Here is a 17,319-nt window from a genome sequence, read left to right as displayed (position 1 = left end):
CCTGAATCAGTGCCTGCGGCCTGTGCAAGCGGCTGCATTCTGCCAATCCAAGGGGCGAAGTTCGCCGCAGCTGCGGCCCGTGGGGTGATGTTAAGGATGAGAGAAGTATGAGAAAGCTTTCCGCATATGGTCTTTTGGCGGCGGCCCTGTCCGCCGTCCCAGCCTTCGCGCAGGACGCCGCGGCCCCGGTCGTCGAGGCGGCGGCCCCCATCGTCGACAAGGGCGATGCCGCCTGGCTGATGATGTCGGCCGTCCTGGTCATCTTCATGACCCTGCCGGGCCTGGCGCTGTTCTATGGCGGCCTGGTGCGCGCCAAGAACATGCTGTCGGTGCTGATGCAGGTGCTGACCATCTTTTCCATCATCGCGATCCTGTGGGTCGCTTTCGGCTATTCGCTGGCCTTCACCGGTGCCGGCAGCGCCGAGGACGCGACCTTCTTCACCCCCTATATCGGCGGACTGTCCAAGGCGTTCCTGGCGGGCGTGGGCACCGATGCCCTGGCCGAGACCTTCTCGACCGGCGTGTACGTCCCGGAACTGGCCTTCGTGATCTTCCAGATGGCCTTCGCCTGCATCGCCTCGGCGCTGATCGTGGGTGCCACGGCCGAACGGCTGAAGTTCTCGGCGGTGATCCTGTTCGTGGTGATCTGGTTCTGCTTCTCCTACATCCCGATGGCCCACATGGTCTGGTGGTGGGGCGGCCCGTCGGCCTATGACGCGCCCTCGGGCCTGCTGTTCGGGCACGGCGCGCTGGACTTTGCCGGCGGCACGGTGATCCACATCAACGCAGGCGTCGCGGCGCTGGTCGCGGCCATGGTCGCAGGACCCCGCCTGGGCTATCGCAAGGAGCTGCTGGCGCCCCATAACCTGACCTTCACGCTGGTCGGCGGCTGCATCCTGTGGGTCGGCTGGTTCGGCTTCAACGCGGGCTCCAACCTCGAGGCCAACGGCCTGACCGCGCTGGCGATGATCAACACCGCCGTCGCCACCGCCGCCGCCGTGCTGGCCTGGTCGTTCGGCGAATGGATGATGCGCGGCCATCCCAGCCTGCTGGGCGGCATCTCGGGCGCCATCGCGGGCCTGGTCGGCGTGACGCCGGCCGCGGGCTTCGTCGGACCCATGGGCGCCATCGCGATCGGCCTGATCGCCGGCCTGGTCTGCATGTGGTTCGTTATCTCCGTCAAGCCCCGCATGGGCATCGACGACAGCCTGGACGTGTTCGGCATCCACGGCGTCGGCGGCATCGTCGGCGCGATCCTGACGGGCGTCTTCGCGGCCCCGTCCCTGGGCGGCGGCGGCGTGTTCGACTATTCCACCGGCGCGGTGGGCGAATACGCGATGGGCGCGCAGGTCTGGAACCAGACCTTGGGCGTGATCATCGCCATCGTCTGGTCGGCGGTCGTGTCCTTCATCGCGATCCATATCGTCAGGGCGCTGATCGGCCTGCGCGTCAGCGACAGCGACGAACGCCAGGGCCTGGACGTGACCACCCACGGCGAGAACGCCTACAACTGATCGGGCACCCGCCCCACGGCAAAGGCCCGGCCCCTGCGGCCGGGCCTTTCGCATGACCGGCAGGCGTGGAAAATCACGCTTCGGTCAGCCCAATTCCCCCCGACGCAAACTTGCTGTAAGCTGGATGCCAATTCCGCCGGACCAACCGGCCACGCAGTCACGCAGGCACCCGACGCATGAAACGACCTACCGGTACCCCGCCCCGTTCGGGCAAAAGCCCTGTTGCCGACAAGCGCAGCCAACCCGCGCCGGCCAAGGCCACGCCCCGCAAGGTCAAGCGGCACGGAAAGCCGCGGCGCGGCGGCATCCTGGGATGGATCGCCGGTCTGGTGACGCTGGCCTGGCGCATCGTCTGGGGGTCGATCTGGCGCCTGGCCGTGACGGTCGCGCTGATCATCGGCGCCGCCAGCGCCTATTTCTATGTCAGTCTTCCCGAGGCGCAGGACCTGTTCGACGGTCGCGCCCGCGGCAGCGTCACCATGCTGGACCGCGACGGCCGCGTCTTCGCTTGGCGCGGAGAGACATACGGCGCCGTCACCAGCGACCAGATCCCCGAGGTGCTGCAGCAGGCCGTGCTGTCGTCCGAGGACCGCCGGTTCTTCCGCCATTTCGGCGTCAGCCCGCGCGGCATCGCCAGCGCCATCCGCATCAACATGGCCGAGGGCCGCGGCCCGCTGGAGGGGAACGGCGGTTCCACCATCACCCAGCAGGTCGCCAAGCTGCTGTGCCTGGGCGACACGTTCGATCCCACCCGCTTTGCCAACGAGGCCGAGTTCGAGGCCGAATGCCGGTCGGGCGGCATCTGGCGCAAGATCAAGGAGATCCCCTATGCCTTCGCCATGGAGGCGAAGTACAGCAAGGAGGAGATCCTCTCAATCTACATGAACCGCTCCTATCTGGGCGGCGGCGCCCGCGGGTTCGAGGCCGCGAGCCAGGTCTATTTCAACAAGCCCGCGGCCGATCTGAACGTGTCCGAGGCCGCAATGCTGGCGGGCCTGCTGCCCGCACCCAGCCGCTATGCCCCGACCGCCAGCCTGGAACGCGCCCAGGCCCGTGCCAGCGTCGTCATGGGGCTGATGCACCAGGAAGGCTATCTGGACGACCAGCAGCTGGCCCAGGCCCGCGCCAACCCCGCGACCCTATCGCAGGCGGCATCGGCCCGGGCGGGCGGTTACTTTGCGGATTGGCTGATGGAATCCGGCCCCGGCTTCCTGACCAGCGAGACGACCGAGGACGTGACCATCACGACCACGCTTGACCAGCGCATCCAGCGAGCGGCCGAACGCGCCCTGCAGAAGGTGTTCGACGAGAAGGTCAAGGACGGCTCGACCGCCGAGGCCGCGGTCGTGGTGATGTCCGCCGACGGCGCGGTGCGTGCGATCATCGGCGGGCGCGACACGCGGGTGAACGGCGTCTTCAACCGCGCGACCCAGGCCAAGCGCCAGACCGGGTCCAGCTTCAAGCCCTTCGTCTATGCCGCCGCGCTGGAGGCCGGGTATTCGCCAAGCGACCGGATCGAGGACGGCCCCCTGACCATCCGCATTCCCGGCGGGCGCAACTGGTCGCCCCAGAACTATACCCGCAACTATCGCGGCATGGTCACGCTGACCCAGTCCCTGGCGCAATCGCTAAACACCTCGACCATCCGCCTGCAGGAGGTCGTCGGACGCGACCAGGTGATCCGCGTGGCGCGCGATTTCGGCATCGTCAGCAACCTGACCACCAGCCCGTCCCTGGGCCTGGGCGCGTCCGAGGCGACGCTGATGGAGCTGACGGGCGCCTATGCCGGCATCCGGAACGGCGGCACGTCGGTCGCGCCCTATGGCGTGGTCGAGGTCGCAATGCAGGGCGACGACCGCCCGCTGATGGGCCAGAGCGGCGGCTTTGGCGAACGCGTCATCAGCCAGCGCGCGGCGGGCCAGCTGATCTACATGATGCAGCAGGTGATTTCGAACGGCACCGGCGGGCGCGCACAGCTGGGCGACCGTCCCGTGGCGGGCAAGACCGGCACGACCAGCAGCTATCGCGACGCGTGGTTCGTGGGCTTCACCGAACAGTACGTGACCGGCGTCTGGATGGGCAACGATGACAACACGCCCCTGACCGGGGTCACCGGCGGCGGTCTGCCGGCCGAGATCTGGCAGGCGGTGATGCTGGAGATCCATGACGGCCTGCCGGAGCTGCCCCTGTCGACCGTGTCGCCCGACGGCAGCGGGATCATCATGTCCAGCGGCGGCACGACCCCGCAGGTGGTGACCAGCGGATCGGCCGACGATCCGCTGGCCGCGGCGCTGGCCGGGGTGATGAACGGGATCGAGGCGCAGAACAGCGGCCGCGTGATCACCGCCCCCGGAGAGGTCCAGGGCGGGGCCCCCGTCACGCCGGGCAGCAGCGTGGGCGCCGATTCGGACGACGCCCTGTCCCGCGCCCTGAACGGCATCCTGGGCGGAAACTGACCCCCGGACATGAAAAAGCCGCCCGGTTTTGCGACCGGGCGGCTTTTTTGTGGGCCGGTGCGGTCAGCCCGCCTGGCGCAGATCGGCGGCCAGCGCCGCGACATCACCCTGCCGACGGGCCAGCATGGCGCCGATCTCGGCCCGTTCGCTGGCCAGCATGTTCACGCCCTCGATGATGATGTTGAAATAGAGATCCTGCCCCGAGCGGTCCGAGACATGCCATTCGACCTCCAGCGGCGCGCGCCCGTTCAGGTACGCCACCGACGTCACCGCATAAAAGCTTTTCAGCTGCCGCGACCCCGTCACCTCGATCCGCGATCCGATGAACTCTCGGAACCGGGCGCCGTACTTGCGGCCGATATAGCCCTGGAACGCTTGCCGGTATTCTGCAAAGGTCGCCGGATCGGTCTGGCGCGCAGCCGGACCAAGCGCCGAACGCGCGATGACATCCACATCCGCATAGCGGGCAAAGATCGCCTCGAACTGCTGATACATCTGGGGGGCGGGCTGGCCCGAATTGATGACCTGATAGACCTCGGCCAGCGACCGGTCGATCAGCGCGTGCGCCCCATCCGCGTCCAGCGCATGGGCGGGACGCCAGGGCAGCACCGCCGTCAGCGACGCGCATCCGATCAGGCCCAGCAGCCCCCGGCGGTCAGTCCGAATAGGGGTCGATGACATCCGCATCGTCATAGGGGTCGTAATCGTCACCGGTCTCTCCCAGGTCAAAGCGGCGGTTCATCAGCCAGATCAGCCGCGTCTGCGCATAGCTATCCGCACTGCCCTGCAGAATGCCATCCACCGTATCCCCAAAGCGCGCCCGATCACCGGCTTTTGACGCGACCCGCAGGGCGAATACCGTCGCGGCATCCCGACCGTCAAAGACGTGGTACAGCGGATCGATCAGCAGATCGACGACCTGCCCCACCGCATCGCGCTGCGTGGACGGGCCCAGCACGGGCAGTTCCAGATAGGCGCCCTCGGGGACGCCCCAGACTGCCAGCGTCTGGCCGAAATCGGTGTCACGTTCCGTCACGCCGAAACTGTCGGCGGCCGGATCGAAGACGCCGCCCAGCCCGACCGTCGAATTGACCGCGAACCGGGTCAGGTTCGCGCCCGCATCGCGGGGCTTGCCCTGCAGCAGCCCGTTCACGACCTTGACCGGCAAGGACAGGTTGCGCCCGGCATTGATGACCATCTGCAACAGCCCGATCGGCGCATCGGGATCGCGCGGAGCGTCGTCACCGCTGCCCTTCAGCCGGTTCGCGACGGGGCCGATCACCCGCGCATCCAGCCCCTTGTTGAAGGCATGCACGCGGCGGTTCTGCGCCTCGAACGGGTCGTTGACGGTGATGCCGTCCTTCTGGACGGGCGCCTGCGCGCATCCGGCGGCGACAAGCGCCGTCAGCAGCAGGGCCATGACGGGGGGGCTGTTGGGGCGCAAGGGAATCCTTAACCTTTCGATGCGAGGGTCGCGGCAGGCTGGCATAAGCCCTGCGTGGTGATATGGTCGCCGCGGTAACGAGGCAAGCCCCGCCATCGGCGCGGCATTTTCGGGGCAAGACGTATGGCCAAGGCTGCGAACCTGACGGACGGGGCCCGGGAACTGCGCCAGGCGCGCGCCACGGGGTGGCCGCTGTTCCTGTCGGTGGGGGTCTTCTCGGCGGTCGTGAACCTGCTGATGCTGACCGGGCCGCTGTTCATGCTGCAGGTCTATGACCGCGTGCTGGCCTCGCGCAGCGTCGAGACGCTGACCGCCCTGTTCGTGCTGGTGATCTTCCTCTTCGCGCTGATGGGTGCCATCGACATCATCCGCAACCGCGTGATGCAGCGGATCGCCGCGCGGTTCCAGGACCGGATGGAAGGTCGCGTCTTCGACGCCGCCCTGCGCGAGGGCGCATTGCGCGGCGACGAATCGGCCGCCACGGCGGGCGGGATGCGCGACCTGGATTCCGTCCAGCGGCTGATCGGGTCGCCGGTCATGCTGGCTTTCTTCGACCTGCCCTGGGCACCGCTGTTCCTGGCGGCGGTCTTCATGTTCCACCCGGTCCTGGGCATCGTCGCGACCGTCGGCGGCGGGATCCTGGTCGGCACGACGATCCTGAACCGCGTCCTGACCCGCGCGCCGCTGCAGGGTTCGGCCCAGGCCGGCGCGCAGGCGCAGCGCCTGGCGGACCTCTATCGCGACGAGGGCGAGGTGATCGGCGCCCTGGGCATGCGCGGCGCGACCTTCGCCCGCTGGCGCCTGGCCCGGTCTGAATCACAGGACAATGCGGTTCGCGCCGGAGACCTGTCGGCGGGGTTCAGCGTCTTTTCGCGGACCTTCCGGCTGTTTCTGCAAAGCGCGATGCTGGCGGCGGGGGCCTGGCTGGTGCTGCGCCAGGAACTGACGCCCGGCGCGATGATCGCCAGTTCCATCGTGATGGGCCGCGCGCTGGCCCCGGTGGACCAGTTGGTCGGCGGTTGGCCGTCGGTTCAGGCCGCGCAGGACGGTTGGGGCCGCCTGGCAGGCCTGTTGTCGCGCCAGCCGGCCGATCCGGTCCGCACCCCCCTTCCCCGCCCAGAGGCCCGGCTGGAGGTGCGCAACCTCTCGGTCGCCCCGCCGGGAGAGGGGCAGGCCACCCTGCGCGGCGTCAGCTTCGGCGTGGCGCCTGGCACGGCCCTGGGGGTCATCGGCCCGTCGGGCGCGGGCAAGTCGACGCTGGCGCGGGCGCTGATAGGCGCGTGGCGCGTGGGCGGCGGCAGCATCCGTCTGGGCGGCGCGACGCTGGACCAGTACCACCCCGACGTGCTGGGCGGCCTGATCGGCTATCTGCCCCAGCAGGTGACGCTGTTCGACGGCACGATTGCCGAAAACATCGCCCGCCTGTCCGACCGCCCCGACCCAGACCAGGTGGTGCGCGCCGCACAGGCGGCTGCCGCGCACCAGATGATCCTGGACCTGCCGCAGGGATACGACACGCGCATCAGCCAGACGGCGGGCCGTCTGTCGGGCGGCCAGATTCAGCGCATCGGCCTGGCCCGCGCGCTTTATCCCGACCCCGTGCTGCTGGTTCTGGACGAGCCGAACTCGAATCTGGACAACCTGGGATCCGAGGCGCTGAATGCCGCGATCCGGCGGCTGAAGTCGCAGGGCGGCGCGGTCATCATCATGGCCCACCGTCCCGCCGCGATCAACGAATGCGAAAACCTGCTGGTGCTGGAGGGCGGCGTCCGCCGCGCCTTCGGCCCGCGTGACAAGGTGCTGGAACAGATGGTGCAGAATTCGGCCCAGATCCGTCAGGCCCAGACCTCGGGCCAGGGCGGGGGCGTCGCATGAGCCGCGGTCGGACACGCGCGGCCTCGGGCGACCGGCGCTGGCCGGTGCGCGGCCCGATCATCGCGGGCGGGGTGGCGGTGCTGGTGCTGGTGGGCGGCTTCACGGTCTGGGCGATGTCCACGCGCATCTCGGGCGCGGTCGTGGCGGGTGGCCAGGTCGAGGTCGAACAGCAGCGCCAGATCGTCCAGCATCCCGATGGCGGCGTGGTCCAGGACATCGCCACATCCGAGGGCAGCACCGTCGCCGCGGGCGATCTGCTGCTGACGCTGGACGGCACGCTGCTGCGCACCGAGCACACCATCGTCGAGGGCCAGTATTTCGAGATCCTGGCCCGCCGCGGCCGGCTGGAGGCCGAACGCGCCGATGCCGACACGATCACCTTTCCCGACGAACTGGTGCAGGCCGCGACCGCGTCGCCGGCGCTGCAGGATCTGATCGCGGGACAGACCAGCCTCTTCCGCACGCGGCTGGACACGCTGCGCCAGTCGCTGGACCAGCTGGCCAAGCAATCGGACCAGATCGATTCCGAGGTCGATGGCATCGACGCCCAGTTCGCCGCCCTGGGCACGCAGCGTGACCTGATCGGGCGCGAGCTGACCGACCAGCAGAGCCTGCTGGACCGGGGGCTGGCCCAGGCCAGCCGCGTGCTGGCCCTCGAGCGCGAGGCCGCGCGCATCGACGGTGAACTGGGGTCGCTGCAGGCCAGCCGCGCCTCGGCCGCGATCCGCCAGACCGAACTGCAGATCCAGAGCCTGCGCCTGGCCGCCGAACGCCGCGAGATGGCCGAGACCGAGTTGGGCGATCTGGGCTATCGCGAGCTGGAGCTTGCCGAACGCCGCCGCAGCCTGACCGAACAGCTGGACCGGTTGGAGATCCGCGCCCCCGTGTCGGGCGTCGTCTACAACATGCAGGTCACCACGCCGCGGTCGGTGATCCGGCCCGCCGACCCGCTGCTCTATATCATCCCGCAGGACCGCCCGCTGGTGATCGGCGCGCGCGTGGCGACGATCAACATCGACGAGATCCAGTTGGGCCAGCCGGTCGTCCTGCGCTTTTCCGCATTCTCGTCGCGCACCACGCCGGAAATCGACGGGCGGCTGGACCGCATCTCCGCCGATGCCCTGCTGGATGAGGCGACGCGGACCCCCTATTACCGGGCCGAGGTTTCGATCCCGCCCGACCAACTGGACAAGCTGGGCGGGCTGGCGCTGGTGCCCGGCATGCCGGTCGAGGTCTATATCCAGACCGGCGACCGCAGCCCGATGGCCTACCTGATGAAGCCGCTGGCCGACTACTTCAATCGCGCGTTCCGCGAAAGCTGATCAGCGCTTGCGCCGCCGCTTGGTGGCGCGCTTGATCTCGGCCAGCCGCGACTTGACGGCCATGCGACCCGGTCCACCGCCGCGGCGTCCCTTGGACGGACCGCGCGGCAGGGTCGCGCCCTCCAGCTCCAGCAGGTCCAGCAGCAGCCCCCCGGTCAGGGGCAGCGCCTCGGCCAGGCGCACGGTCACCCGCTGTCCGATGCCGATCTCCAGGCCCGTGTCGCTGCCGATCAGCATCTGGCGGTCTGGGTCGAAGTGGAAATATTCCTGCCCGATGGCGCGGATGGGCAGCAGCCCGTCGGCCCCCGTCTCGTCCAGCTTGACGAAGGCGCCGAACTTCTGGATGCCGCTGATGCGGCCGGTCATCTCGGTGCCCACACGTTCCGCCAGGAACGCCGCCAGATAGCGGTCGGTCGTGTCACGTTCGGCGGCCATGGATCGCCGCTCGGTCTCGCTGATATGGGTCGCGGTCTCGGGCAGGCGTTCGACCTGATCCTCGGTCAGCCCGTCCTTGCCCCAGCCATGCGCGCTGATCAGCGCCCGATGCACCACCAGGTCGGCGTACCGCCGGATGGGCGAGGTGAAATGCGCATAGCTTTTCAGCGACAGGCCGAAATGGCCGAAATTCTCGGGGTGGTAATAGGCCTGGGTCATCGACCGCAGCGTGCTGATGTTGATCAGCTCGTCGAAATCGCTGCCCTCGGCCTGGGACAGCAGGCGGTTCAGGTGGCTGGTGTGCAGCACCTGCCCCTTGGCCAGCGTGAACCCCGAGGCCTGGGCCACCTCGCGCAGCGCGTCCATCTTGGCTAGGCTCGGCTCCTCGTGGACGCGGAACAGCAGGGGGCGCTTGTGACGGGTCAGCTCCTCGGAGGCGGCCACGTTGGCCAGGACCATGAACTCCTCGATCAGCTTGTGCGCGTCCAGGCGTTCGCGGAACGCCACGGCCGTGACGCGTCCCTCGGGCGACAGCTCGATCCGGCGTTCCGGCAGGTCCAGTTCCAGCGGCTGGCGGCGCTCGCGCGCACCCTTCAGCAGGCCATAGGCATGCCACAGCGGGCGGATCACGTCGTCCATCAGCGGCGCGGTCTGCGCGTCGGGCACCCCGTCCGCGCCCGCCTGCGCCTGCTCATAGGCAAGGCTGGCGCGGCTGTTCATCATGGCGCGGTGGAACCGGTGGCCGGTCTTGTTGCCCTGCGCGTCCAGCCGCATCTCGACCGCGATGACGGGTCGGTCGACGCCCTCGTGCAGCGAACACAGGTCCGCCGACAGCGCCTCTGGCAGCATCGGCACCACGCGGTCGGGGAAATAGGTCGAGTTGCCGCGCCCCCAGGCCTCGCGGTCCAGCGCGCTGCCGGGGCGGACGTAATGGGCCACGTCGGCGATGGCGACCCAGATCGTCGCACCGCCGTCCTCCTCGACGAAGGCCGCGACCGCATCGTCGTGGTCGCGCGCGTCCGACGGGTCGATGGTGACCAGCGGCAGATGGCGCAGGTCGTCCCGCCCCTTCAGCGGCGCGGGCTTGGCGGCCTCGGCCTCGTCCAGCGCCTTTTGCGGAAATTCGTCGGGGATGCCGTGCTGGTGGATCGCGATCAGGCTGACCGCGCGGGGCGCCGACGGATCGCCCAGACGTTCGATGATGCGCGCCTGCGGCAGGCCCATGCGGCCGCGTGGGCCGATCTGTTCGCCCTGCACCAGTTCGCCGTTCTCGGCGTCCAAGGTGGCGTCGGCACGGACGCGCCATTCCTTGTCCTGGCCCTTGTCGATGGGCAGGATGCGGCCGCCCTCGCTGTCCTTGCGGAAGATGCCGGTGATGCGGTTCGCGCTGGCCGTGATGCGGCGGATCAGGCGGGCGCGGTACTGATAGTCCTCGCCCAGAACCGGCATCAGCCGGCCCAGGAACCGGTCGCCGCGGCCCAGGGCCGGATCGGCCTTCAGCGGCGCGTACAGGATCCGCGGCATCGGCCCGGTCCCCGACCATTCCAGCGGTCGCGCGAACAGATCGCCCGACCCGTCCGGCGCCAGCAGTTCCAGGACCGTCACCGGCGGCAGCGTCTCGGCGTCCAGGTAATGGCGGCGGCGGCGCTCCAGATGGCCCTCGGCCTCCAGCTCCTTCAACAGCCGCTTCAGCTCGATCCGCGCGGCGCCCTTGATGCCGAAGGCCTTGGCGATGTCGCGCTTGGAATTGGCGTCCGGATTGTCGGACACCCATTCGAGGATCTGCGCCTTGCTGGGGATCTGGGTCTGGGTCATCGGCTCACTTCAGGTCCAGGGCCATGTCGCGATGCGGGATGCCCGCGTCGTCATAGACGGGGCCCTCGGCGACAAAGCCCAGCTTTTCATAGAAACCCATCGCATCGGTCTGCGATCCCAGCCGCACCTGGCGCACGCCGCGGGCGGCCAGCGCGTCGATGGCGGCCCGCATCAAGGCGGCCCCCGTGCCGGTTCCGCGCTGGTCGGCCAGCACGCAGACGCGGCCGATCTTGCCGATGTCGTCCTTGACCAGCAGGCGCGCGGTCGCGACCGGACGGTCCTCCGCATCGGTCGCCAGCAGGTGGACGGCGTCGCCGTCCAGGTCGTCCATCTCCTCGGCCTCGGGGACGTTCTGCTCCTCGATGAAGACGGTGCGGCGCAGCGCGTGGCAGGCGGCCAGGTCGGTCGTCTCGACGATGGTCATGCAAAGAACCTTTCCAGGATACGCTGATAGATCACCTGCAGCTGGCGGACCTGCTGGGCGGGGACACGTTCGTCCACCTGGTGCATGTGGGCACCGACCAGCCCGAATTCCACCACCGGGCAGTGATCCTTGACGAAGCGCGCGTCCGAGGTGCCGCCCGATGTGGACAGGACCGGCTGCCGGTTCGTCTCCTGCTGGACGACGCCGCGCACCATGTCGACGAAGGGGCCGGGCGCGGTCAGGAACGCCTCGCCCGAGATCTGGGCCTCGACGCGCAGCGTCACGCCGGTCTGCTCCTGCACCGCCGCCGCGCGGTCGCGCAGGCGGTCCAGCAGGCCCGCCCCGGTATGCAGGTCGTTGAAGCGGATGTTGACCACCGCCACCGCCTTTTCCGGGATCACGTTCGACGCGGGGTTGCCGCAGTCGATCGTGGTGATCTGCAGCCCCGAGGGGTCGAAATGATCCGTCCCCTGGTCCAGCGGCTCGGCGGTCAGGTCGGCCAGATAGCGGGTCAGCGCGTGCAGCGGGTTCAGCGCCTTGTGCGGATAGGCGGCATGCCCCTGACGACCCTTGGCGGTGATGGTGTAGGTGGCCGATCCACGCCGGCCGATCTTCATCATCTCTCCCATCACCTCGGGGTTCGACGGCTCTCCGACGATGCAGGCTTCCATGCGTTCGTCGTTCGCGGCCATCCAGTCCAGCAGGGCGATGGTACCGTCTCGGGACGGGCCTTCCTCGTCGCCGGTGATGGTCAGGATCACGGCCCCGTCCGGGGGCGTCTGGCGCACGAAATCCACCGCGGCGCAGACAAAGGCCGCGACCCCGGATTTCATGTCGGTGGCGCCCCGGCCCCAGATCACGTCGTCCGCGTCCCAGTGGCCGGAGAACGGCGGATGCGTCCAGGATGCCGGATCACCCGGCGGCACCACGTCGGTATGCCCGTTGAAGCCCATGGCCCGCGCCCCCTTGGCGCCCCATCGCGCGAACAGGTTCGGCGTGCCGTTGCGGTCGACGCGGTGGCAGTCGAAGCCCGCCTCCTCCAGCATCTCCTGCAGCAGGACCAGGGCGCCGCCCTCCTCGGGCGTGACCGAGGGGCAGCGGATCAGGCGGGCGGTCAGGTCGGCGGCGTCAGGCATCACAGGCTCCAGAGATCAAAGGCGCGGCGGATCAGGTTCAGCCCGGTCAGGATCAGCAGCAGCAGCGTCCAGCGGCGGAACTGTTCGACATCCAGCCGGTCCTGCAGCGCAAACCCCGCCATCATCCCCGCAAAGGCCGGGAAGCACAGGACCGCGGACAGGGGCAAGGTCGATGCGTTCAGCAGGCTGGAAAACAGGTGCGCCACCGTCAGGACGACCGCGCCGATCAGGAACACGACGCCCTGCACCCGCACCTGTTCGCGCTTTTCGGTGCCCACCGACAGCAGATAGACGATCAGCGGCGGCCCCCAGATGCCCGAGATGCCGCCGTACAGTCCGCCGATGACGCCCGACCACCCCTCGGCCCGCCTGCGGTGGCGCAGGTTCAGGACCAGCGGGCGGCCCGACAGCTGCCACAGCGCGAACAGCGTGATGGGCAGGCCCAGCAGCGCGTACATCACCCATTGCGGGATCACCGCCGCGAACCCGGCAGAGACGCAGATGAAGATGCCGACCATTGCGATGTGCAGGCGGAACTTGATGGCCGAGGCCACGGCGGCGGGCCGCCCGTCGCGCACGGCCTGCTGGATGTTGGTGAACAGCGTCGGCAGGATCATCGCCGCAAGGGCCACCGGCGCCGGCATGATCGACCCGAAGGCCGAGATCATGATCATCGGCATGGCAAAGCCCAGGGCCCCCTTCACGAAGCCCGCGAAGGCGGTAACCCCGAAGGCCGCCACGAATTGCCAGGGCTCCAGTCCGAACATGGGGGCACGCTAACCGCGACGCCGGGAAAGGAAAAGGCCGCTTTGACGGATCAGCGACATGCGAATCCGGTGCGACACAATAGGTCGCGTGGAGGTCATTGGGCGCAAAATTGTTGCGCTGCAGGTGCGAAGGCGCTACCCATGCTGCAATGCCGCGAAAGGACGAATCGATGAAAGACATGACCCATCAGTCCCAGACCGTCCTGTCCGAACTGGACGATCTGCTGGCCCGTGCCACGGAGGCCCTGCGCGCCCGCGTGACGGTGGACGGCCGCGTCGACACAGACGCGCTGGAGCGGCACCAGCATGCGGCGCATGCCCTGTCCTGGCTGGCCACCTATGTCATGTCGCTGCGTCAGCTGGCCGACTGGTCGGCGCGCGTGGACGGCCCTGTCGAGGCGCTGATCACCCGCATCGGCATGGGAGAATACCTGACCCAGATCCTGGGCGGCATCCCGATGAGCCAGACCGAATTCGCGCGCCTGTCCGATCTGGGCGTGACGTGGCAGCCGTCGGAACAGGCGCTGTCGCTGATGGCGGGCAACACGCCCGAGGCGCGGGCCGAACTGGCCGCCCTCATGGCGCGCGACGCCGGCGCGGCGATTTTCGGCGCCAGCGGCCTGGACGAGGATCTGGAGATGATCCGCGACCAGTTCCGCCGGTGGAGCGACGACAAGGTCGCCCCCCATGCCCATGGCTGGCACCTGCAGGATCAGCTGATCCCGATGGAGATCATCAGCGAACTGGCCGAACTGGGTGTCTTCGGCCTGACCATCCCCGAGGAATTCGGCGGCCTGGGCCTGTCCAAGGCCGCGATGGTCGTCGTGTCCGAGGAGCTGTCGCGCGGCTATATCGGCGTGGGCTCTCTTGGCACGCGCAGCGAGATCGCGGCCGAGCTGATCCTGTGCGGCGGCACCGAGGCGCAGAAGGCGCAATGGCTGCCGCGCCTGGCCAGCGGCGAGACGCTGCCCACCGCGGTCTTCACCGAACCCAACACCGGCAGCGACCTGGGCAGCCTGCGCACCCGCGCGGTCCGGGACGGCGGCGATTGGGTGGTGACCGGGAACAAGACCTGGATCACCCATGCCGCCCGCACGCATATCATGACCCTGCTGGCGCGCACGGATCCCGCGACCGACGACTATCGAGGGTTGTCGATGTTCATCGCCGAAAAGACGCCGGGCACCGATGCCGACCCCTTTCCCACCCCCGGCATGACCGGCGGAGAGATCGAGGTTCTGGGTTACCGCGGCATGAAGGAATACGAGCTGGCATTCGACGGCTTCCGCGTCGACGGCGCGAACCTTCTGGGCGGAGAGACGGGCCGCGGCTTCAAGCAGCTGATGGAGACGTTTGAATCCGCCCGCATCCAGACCGCGGCGCGCGCGATCGGGGTGGCGCAGAACGCGCTGGACCTGGGGCTGCGATACGCGCTGGACCGCAGGCAGTTCGGCAAGCCGCTGGCGGCCTTTCCGCGTGTGGCCGACAAGCTGGCCATGATGGCTGTCGAAATCATGATCGCGCGGCAGCTGACTTATTTCAGCGCGTGGGAAAAAGATCACGGTCACCGCTGCGATGTCGAGGCCGGGATGGCCAAGCTGCTGGGTGCCCGCGTGGCCTGGTCGGCGGCCGACAATGCCCTGCAAATCCACGGTGGCAACGGTTTCGCGCTGGAATATCCGATCAGCCGGGTGCTGTGCGATGCCCGCATCCTGAACATCTTCGAGGGCGCGGCAGAAATCCAGGCCCAGGTGATCGCGCGCAGGTTGTTGGGCTGATGCGCGCGCGGGCTGGATCGGCGCCGAAAATGACGCTAGACCACCTCAGCCCCGCTTGTCTGCGCCCATAGGAGCCTGCCCATGTCCCTGACGATCCGCCCCGCCCTTGCCTTGGCCGCCATCGCCACGTTGACCCTGTCCGCCTGCTCGGAACCGGCGGGCGACCCGATGGGCGGCATCCCGGCCAACGACTATGTGCTGGTGGGCATCGGAAACGGCACCGTGCCGCTGCGCAACATCACCCTGACGACCCGCCCCGAGGGCGTGTCCGGTCGCGGGCCGTGCAACGGCTATGCCGCCAAGAACACCGTCCCCCTGCCCGCCGTCGCCTTCGAGCCGCTGCAGACGACCGGCGTCACCGACTGCAAGGATCTGGCCGTCGAACAGCGCTTCTTCGAGGCGCTGCAGCAGGCCAATTCGATGGAGTTCTATGGCGGCGTTCTGCGCATCAAGGGCCCGACCTGGCTGATCTTCGAAAGCGGCCGCCCCGCCGAACAGGCCACCGACGCGCTGTCGGCCGCCCGCGGCAACCAGTAGGTCTCAGCCGTCCTGCGGCCCCGCGGCGGGCCGCAGCAGGCGCCGCACCAGCCGCGCCCGCGCGGCGGGCAACGGGCGTCCGACCAGGTCGGGCGCCAGCCGCCGTTCAAGGAAATGCCCGGTGATGGCCAGCCCCTGGGCCAGGTCGCGGCCGCGATTGTCGCCCGCCCCGCCCATGACCGCCGGCAGTGGCAGCAGGCGGTCGGCCCAGTCCCCCGCCCCCTGCCGGCTGACCGCACGGCCTGATCTTGGGCTGACATAGGCCAGCCCCTCGGTCGCGCCGGTCACCGCGCAGCTGGCAAGGTCCAGGCCGAACCCCATCTCGTCCAGCAGAAGCATCTCCCACGCCAGATAGGCGGGCGGCCAGTCGGCACCCGCCTCGATCTGGTCCAGCAGCGCCTCGGTCCGCTGGACCAGCATCGGGTGCGGATCGCGTTCGGGCAGCGCAAAGACCAGCAGCGCGCAGACAGCGTTCAGGCCGGCAAGCGCGGTCGGATCGGCCATCAGCCCCGCCCGCATGCGCAGCGGCTCGGCGGCAAAGCTGCCCAGCTGGTCCGATTGGCGCGCGCGCCAGCGCAGGGTCAGCCGCGCGCCGGGCTGCAGCATGGCGGCGCGTTTCTGCGATGCCCCGCCGGGGACGACTCCGACATGGCGCCCGTGCTCAAGGGTCAGCACGTCGATGATGACGGCCGTCTCGCCATGGGGACGGCGGCCGATCACGGTGCCTTCTGCCTGCCATTCCATCACAGCCTCCGGGTCCGCCGACACAGCTTGCGCGATCCGGCCTGCGGGGGCCAGAGGGCGTCACGCGGGCCACGGTCGCGCGCCCCGCCGGCATGGGGTGCCTATTGCATGCGCCGGGCGGCCAGGTCGCGACGGTCGCGGCGTCTCTGGCCCGCCTGGCGGACCAGCGTCACCGAATAGATGACCAGCGCCGCCCAGATCATCGGAAACGCGATCAGGCGGGCCCCGTCGAAGGGTTCGCCGAACAGCACCACCGCGCACAGAAAGATCATCGTCGGCGCGATGTATTGCAGGATGCCGATGGTCGACAGGCGGATCAGCTTGGCCCCGTTGGCATAGAACAGCAGCGGGATCGCCGTGACCGGCCCGCATCCCAGCAGCAACAGCGCCTGGCCCCAGCCGGCGCCAGTGAAATGCGACTGGCCCTGCAGCGTCTGCCAGATCAGGAAGCCCGCCGCCAGAGGGGTCAGCAGCAGCACCTCCAGCGTGAAGCCCTGGTTGGGGCCAAGCGGCAGGCTTTTCTTGCAATAGGCATAGAGGCCCCAGGACAGCGTCAGGCCGATCGCCACCACCGGCAGGCTGCCCGCCTGCACCGTCAGCACGATCACCGCGGTGGCCGCCAGCGCGATGGCCGCGACCTGCCCCCGCGTCAGCCGTTCCCCCAGCAGCGTCGCGCCCAGAAACACGCTGAACAGCGGGTTGATGTAATAGCCAAGCGCCGCGTCAAGCGCGTGATCGTTCGAGATCGCCCAGACATAGATCAGCCAGTTGACCGAGATCAGCACCGCCGTCAGCGCCGCCATCGCCAGCAGGCGCGGTTGGCGCAGGGCCTGGCCGACCTCGGCCGCGCGGCCCTGCCACAACAGGACGGCCGCCGCGATGGGCAGCGACCAGACGATGCGGTGGGCGATGATCTCGGCCGCGGGCAGATGCGCCAGCGCCTTCATGTAGATCGGCAGGAACCCCCACAGCCCATAGGCCGCGACGGCATAGGCAAGGCCCTTGGGCGAATCGGTTTGCGGGGTGCTACTCATGGCGTGATGCATATTCTGCAAACCGCGACCCCGCCAGA

Annotated in this window: 14 protein-coding genes; 6 read left to right on the top strand and 8 right to left on the bottom strand. The window is 69.0% G+C overall.

Annotation, left to right across the window (positions count from 1 at the left end; all coding sequences use genetic code 11):
- Nucleotides 1-107: 107 nt before the first annotated feature.
- Together EOJ32_RS04150 and EOJ32_RS04145 are read left to right on the top strand one after the other, a co-directional pair.
- Nucleotides 108-1,514, top strand: coding sequence for an ammonium transporter (locus EOJ32_RS04150; RefSeq protein ID WP_127897792.1), 1,407 nt, complete (start codon nt 108-110; stop codon nt 1,512-1,514).
- A gap of 176 nt (nt 1,515-1,690) precedes the next feature.
- Nucleotides 1,691-3,970: a transglycosylase domain-containing protein gene (locus tag EOJ32_RS04145; protein ID WP_045983650.1), complete on the top strand. Its 2,280-nt coding sequence runs from the start codon at nt 1,691-1,693 to the stop codon at nt 3,968-3,970.
- 63 nt (nt 3,971-4,033) lie between these two features.
- On the opposite strand, the gene EOJ32_RS04140 is transcribed toward EOJ32_RS04145, so the two are convergent.
- Entirely contained in the window at nt 4,034-4,651 is a 618-nt protein-coding gene (locus EOJ32_RS04140; RefSeq protein ID WP_052715217.1) for a phospholipid-binding protein MlaC, read from the bottom strand.
- Nucleotides 4,626-5,414, bottom strand: coding sequence for a VacJ family lipoprotein (locus EOJ32_RS04135; protein WP_240542490.1), 789 nt, complete (start codon nt 5,412-5,414; stop codon nt 4,626-4,628). Before EOJ32_RS04135 ends, EOJ32_RS04140 begins: the two co-directional genes overlap by 26 nt.
- A 123-nt stretch (nt 5,415-5,537) precedes the next feature.
- Here EOJ32_RS04135 and EOJ32_RS04130 point away from each other — a divergent pair, with 123 nt between their 5' ends.
- Nucleotides 5,538-7,289 (top strand): type I secretion system permease/ATPase, encoded by a 1,752-nt coding sequence (locus EOJ32_RS04130; RefSeq protein WP_127897791.1) that lies wholly within the window; start codon nt 5,538-5,540, stop codon nt 7,287-7,289.
- Nucleotides 7,286-8,611: an HlyD family type I secretion periplasmic adaptor subunit gene (locus tag EOJ32_RS04125; RefSeq protein ID WP_127897790.1), complete on the top strand. Its 1,326-nt coding sequence runs from the start codon at nt 7,286-7,288 to the stop codon at nt 8,609-8,611. Before EOJ32_RS04130 ends, EOJ32_RS04125 begins: the two co-directional genes overlap by 4 nt.
- Here the strand turns inward: EOJ32_RS04125 and rnr are convergent, their stop codons facing one another.
- Genes rnr through EOJ32_RS04105 form a run of 4 tightly spaced genes read right to left on the bottom strand, consistent with a single transcriptional unit; the run spans nt 8,612 to nt 13,188 of the window.
- A complete protein-coding gene (gene rnr, locus EOJ32_RS04120; protein ID WP_127897789.1) occupies nt 8,612-10,861 on the bottom strand; it encodes a ribonuclease R in 2,250 nt (749 codons plus the stop codon).
- Nucleotides 10,862-10,865: 4 nt separating this feature from the next.
- On the bottom strand, nt 10,866-11,285 hold the full coding sequence (locus EOJ32_RS04115; protein ID WP_127897788.1) for a GNAT family N-acetyltransferase: 420 nt from the start codon (nt 11,283-11,285) through the stop codon (nt 10,866-10,868).
- Nucleotides 11,282-12,421 carry a succinyl-diaminopimelate desuccinylase gene (dapE, locus tag EOJ32_RS04110; RefSeq protein WP_045981018.1) on the bottom strand — a complete coding sequence of 380 codons (1,140 nt, stop codon included), beginning with the start codon at nt 12,419-12,421 and terminating at the stop codon, nt 11,282-11,284. Before dapE ends, EOJ32_RS04115 begins: the two co-directional genes overlap by 4 nt.
- The gene (locus EOJ32_RS04105; protein ID WP_127897787.1) at nt 12,421-13,188 is read right to left on the bottom strand and encodes a sulfite exporter TauE/SafE family protein; all 768 of its coding nucleotides are present in this window, start codon (nt 13,186-13,188) and stop codon (nt 12,421-12,423) included. The genes dapE and EOJ32_RS04105 overlap by 1 nt, the downstream gene beginning before the upstream one ends.
- A gap of 179 nt (nt 13,189-13,367) precedes the next feature.
- Here EOJ32_RS04105 and EOJ32_RS04100 point away from each other — a divergent pair, with 179 nt between their 5' ends.
- Nucleotides 13,368-14,966 carry an acyl-CoA dehydrogenase family protein gene (locus EOJ32_RS04100; protein ID WP_371706113.1) on the top strand — a complete coding sequence of 533 codons (1,599 nt, stop codon included), beginning with the start codon at nt 13,368-13,370 and terminating at the stop codon, nt 14,964-14,966.
- Between the two features lie 81 nt (nt 14,967-15,047).
- Nucleotides 15,048-15,503 (top strand): META domain-containing protein, encoded by a 456-nt coding sequence (locus EOJ32_RS04095; protein ID WP_052714564.1) that lies wholly within the window; start codon nt 15,048-15,050, stop codon nt 15,501-15,503.
- A gap of 3 nt (nt 15,504-15,506) precedes the next feature.
- Here the strand turns inward: EOJ32_RS04095 and recO are convergent, their stop codons facing one another.
- Complete coding sequence (gene recO / locus EOJ32_RS04090; protein ID WP_127897785.1) at nt 15,507-16,250, bottom strand: DNA repair protein RecO; 744 nt, start codon at nt 16,248-16,250, stop codon at nt 15,507-15,509.
- 98 nt (nt 16,251-16,348) lie between these two features.
- On the bottom strand, nt 16,349-17,281 hold the full coding sequence (rarD, locus tag EOJ32_RS04085; RefSeq protein ID WP_127897784.1) for an EamA family transporter RarD: 933 nt from the start codon (nt 17,279-17,281) through the stop codon (nt 16,349-16,351).
- Between the last annotated feature and the right edge of the window lie 38 nt (nt 17,282-17,319).

Source organism: Paracoccus sp. Arc7-R13, from assembly GCF_004010775.1.
In the GTDB taxonomy this organism is placed as follows: domain Bacteria; phylum Pseudomonadota; class Alphaproteobacteria; order Rhodobacterales; family Rhodobacteraceae; genus Paracoccus; species Paracoccus marcusii.
This window is presented reverse-complemented; position numbering and strand designations above follow the sequence as displayed.

What these genes read in the sequence shown, in the direction of transcription:
- EOJ32_RS04130 (WP_127897791.1), top strand. Translation starts at nt 5,538, where the DNA reads ATGGCCAAGGCTGCGAACCTGACGGACGGGGCCCGGGAACTGCGCCAG.
- EOJ32_RS04140 (WP_052715217.1), bottom strand. Translation starts at nt 4,651, where the DNA reads ATGTCATCGACCCCTATTCGGACTGACCGCCGGGGGCTGCTGGGCCTG.
- rnr (WP_127897789.1), bottom strand. Translation starts at nt 10,861, where the DNA reads ATGACCCAGACCCAGATCCCCAGCAAGGCGCAGATCCTCGAATGGGTG.
- rarD (WP_127897784.1), bottom strand. Translation starts at nt 17,281, where the DNA reads ATGAGTAGCACCCCGCAAACCGATTCGCCCAAGGGCCTTGCCTATGCC.
- EOJ32_RS04150 (WP_127897792.1), top strand. Translation starts at nt 108, where the DNA reads ATGAGAAAGCTTTCCGCATATGGTCTTTTGGCGGCGGCCCTGTCCGCC.
- dapE (WP_045981018.1), bottom strand. Translation starts at nt 12,421, where the DNA reads ATGCCTGACGCCGCCGACCTGACCGCCCGCCTGATCCGCTGCCCCTCG.
- EOJ32_RS04115 (WP_127897788.1), bottom strand. Translation starts at nt 11,285, where the DNA reads ATGACCATCGTCGAGACGACCGACCTGGCCGCCTGCCACGCGCTGCGC.
- EOJ32_RS04100 (WP_371706113.1), top strand. Translation starts at nt 13,368, where the DNA reads ATGACCCATCAGTCCCAGACCGTCCTGTCCGAACTGGACGATCTGCTG.
- EOJ32_RS04145 (WP_045983650.1), top strand. Translation starts at nt 1,691, where the DNA reads ATGAAACGACCTACCGGTACCCCGCCCCGTTCGGGCAAAAGCCCTGTT.
- EOJ32_RS04105 (WP_127897787.1), bottom strand. Translation starts at nt 13,188, where the DNA reads ATGTTCGGACTGGAGCCCTGGCAATTCGTGGCGGCCTTCGGGGTTACC.
- EOJ32_RS04125 (WP_127897790.1), top strand. Translation starts at nt 7,286, where the DNA reads ATGAGCCGCGGTCGGACACGCGCGGCCTCGGGCGACCGGCGCTGGCCG.
- EOJ32_RS04095 (WP_052714564.1), top strand. Translation starts at nt 15,048, where the DNA reads ATGTCCCTGACGATCCGCCCCGCCCTTGCCTTGGCCGCCATCGCCACG.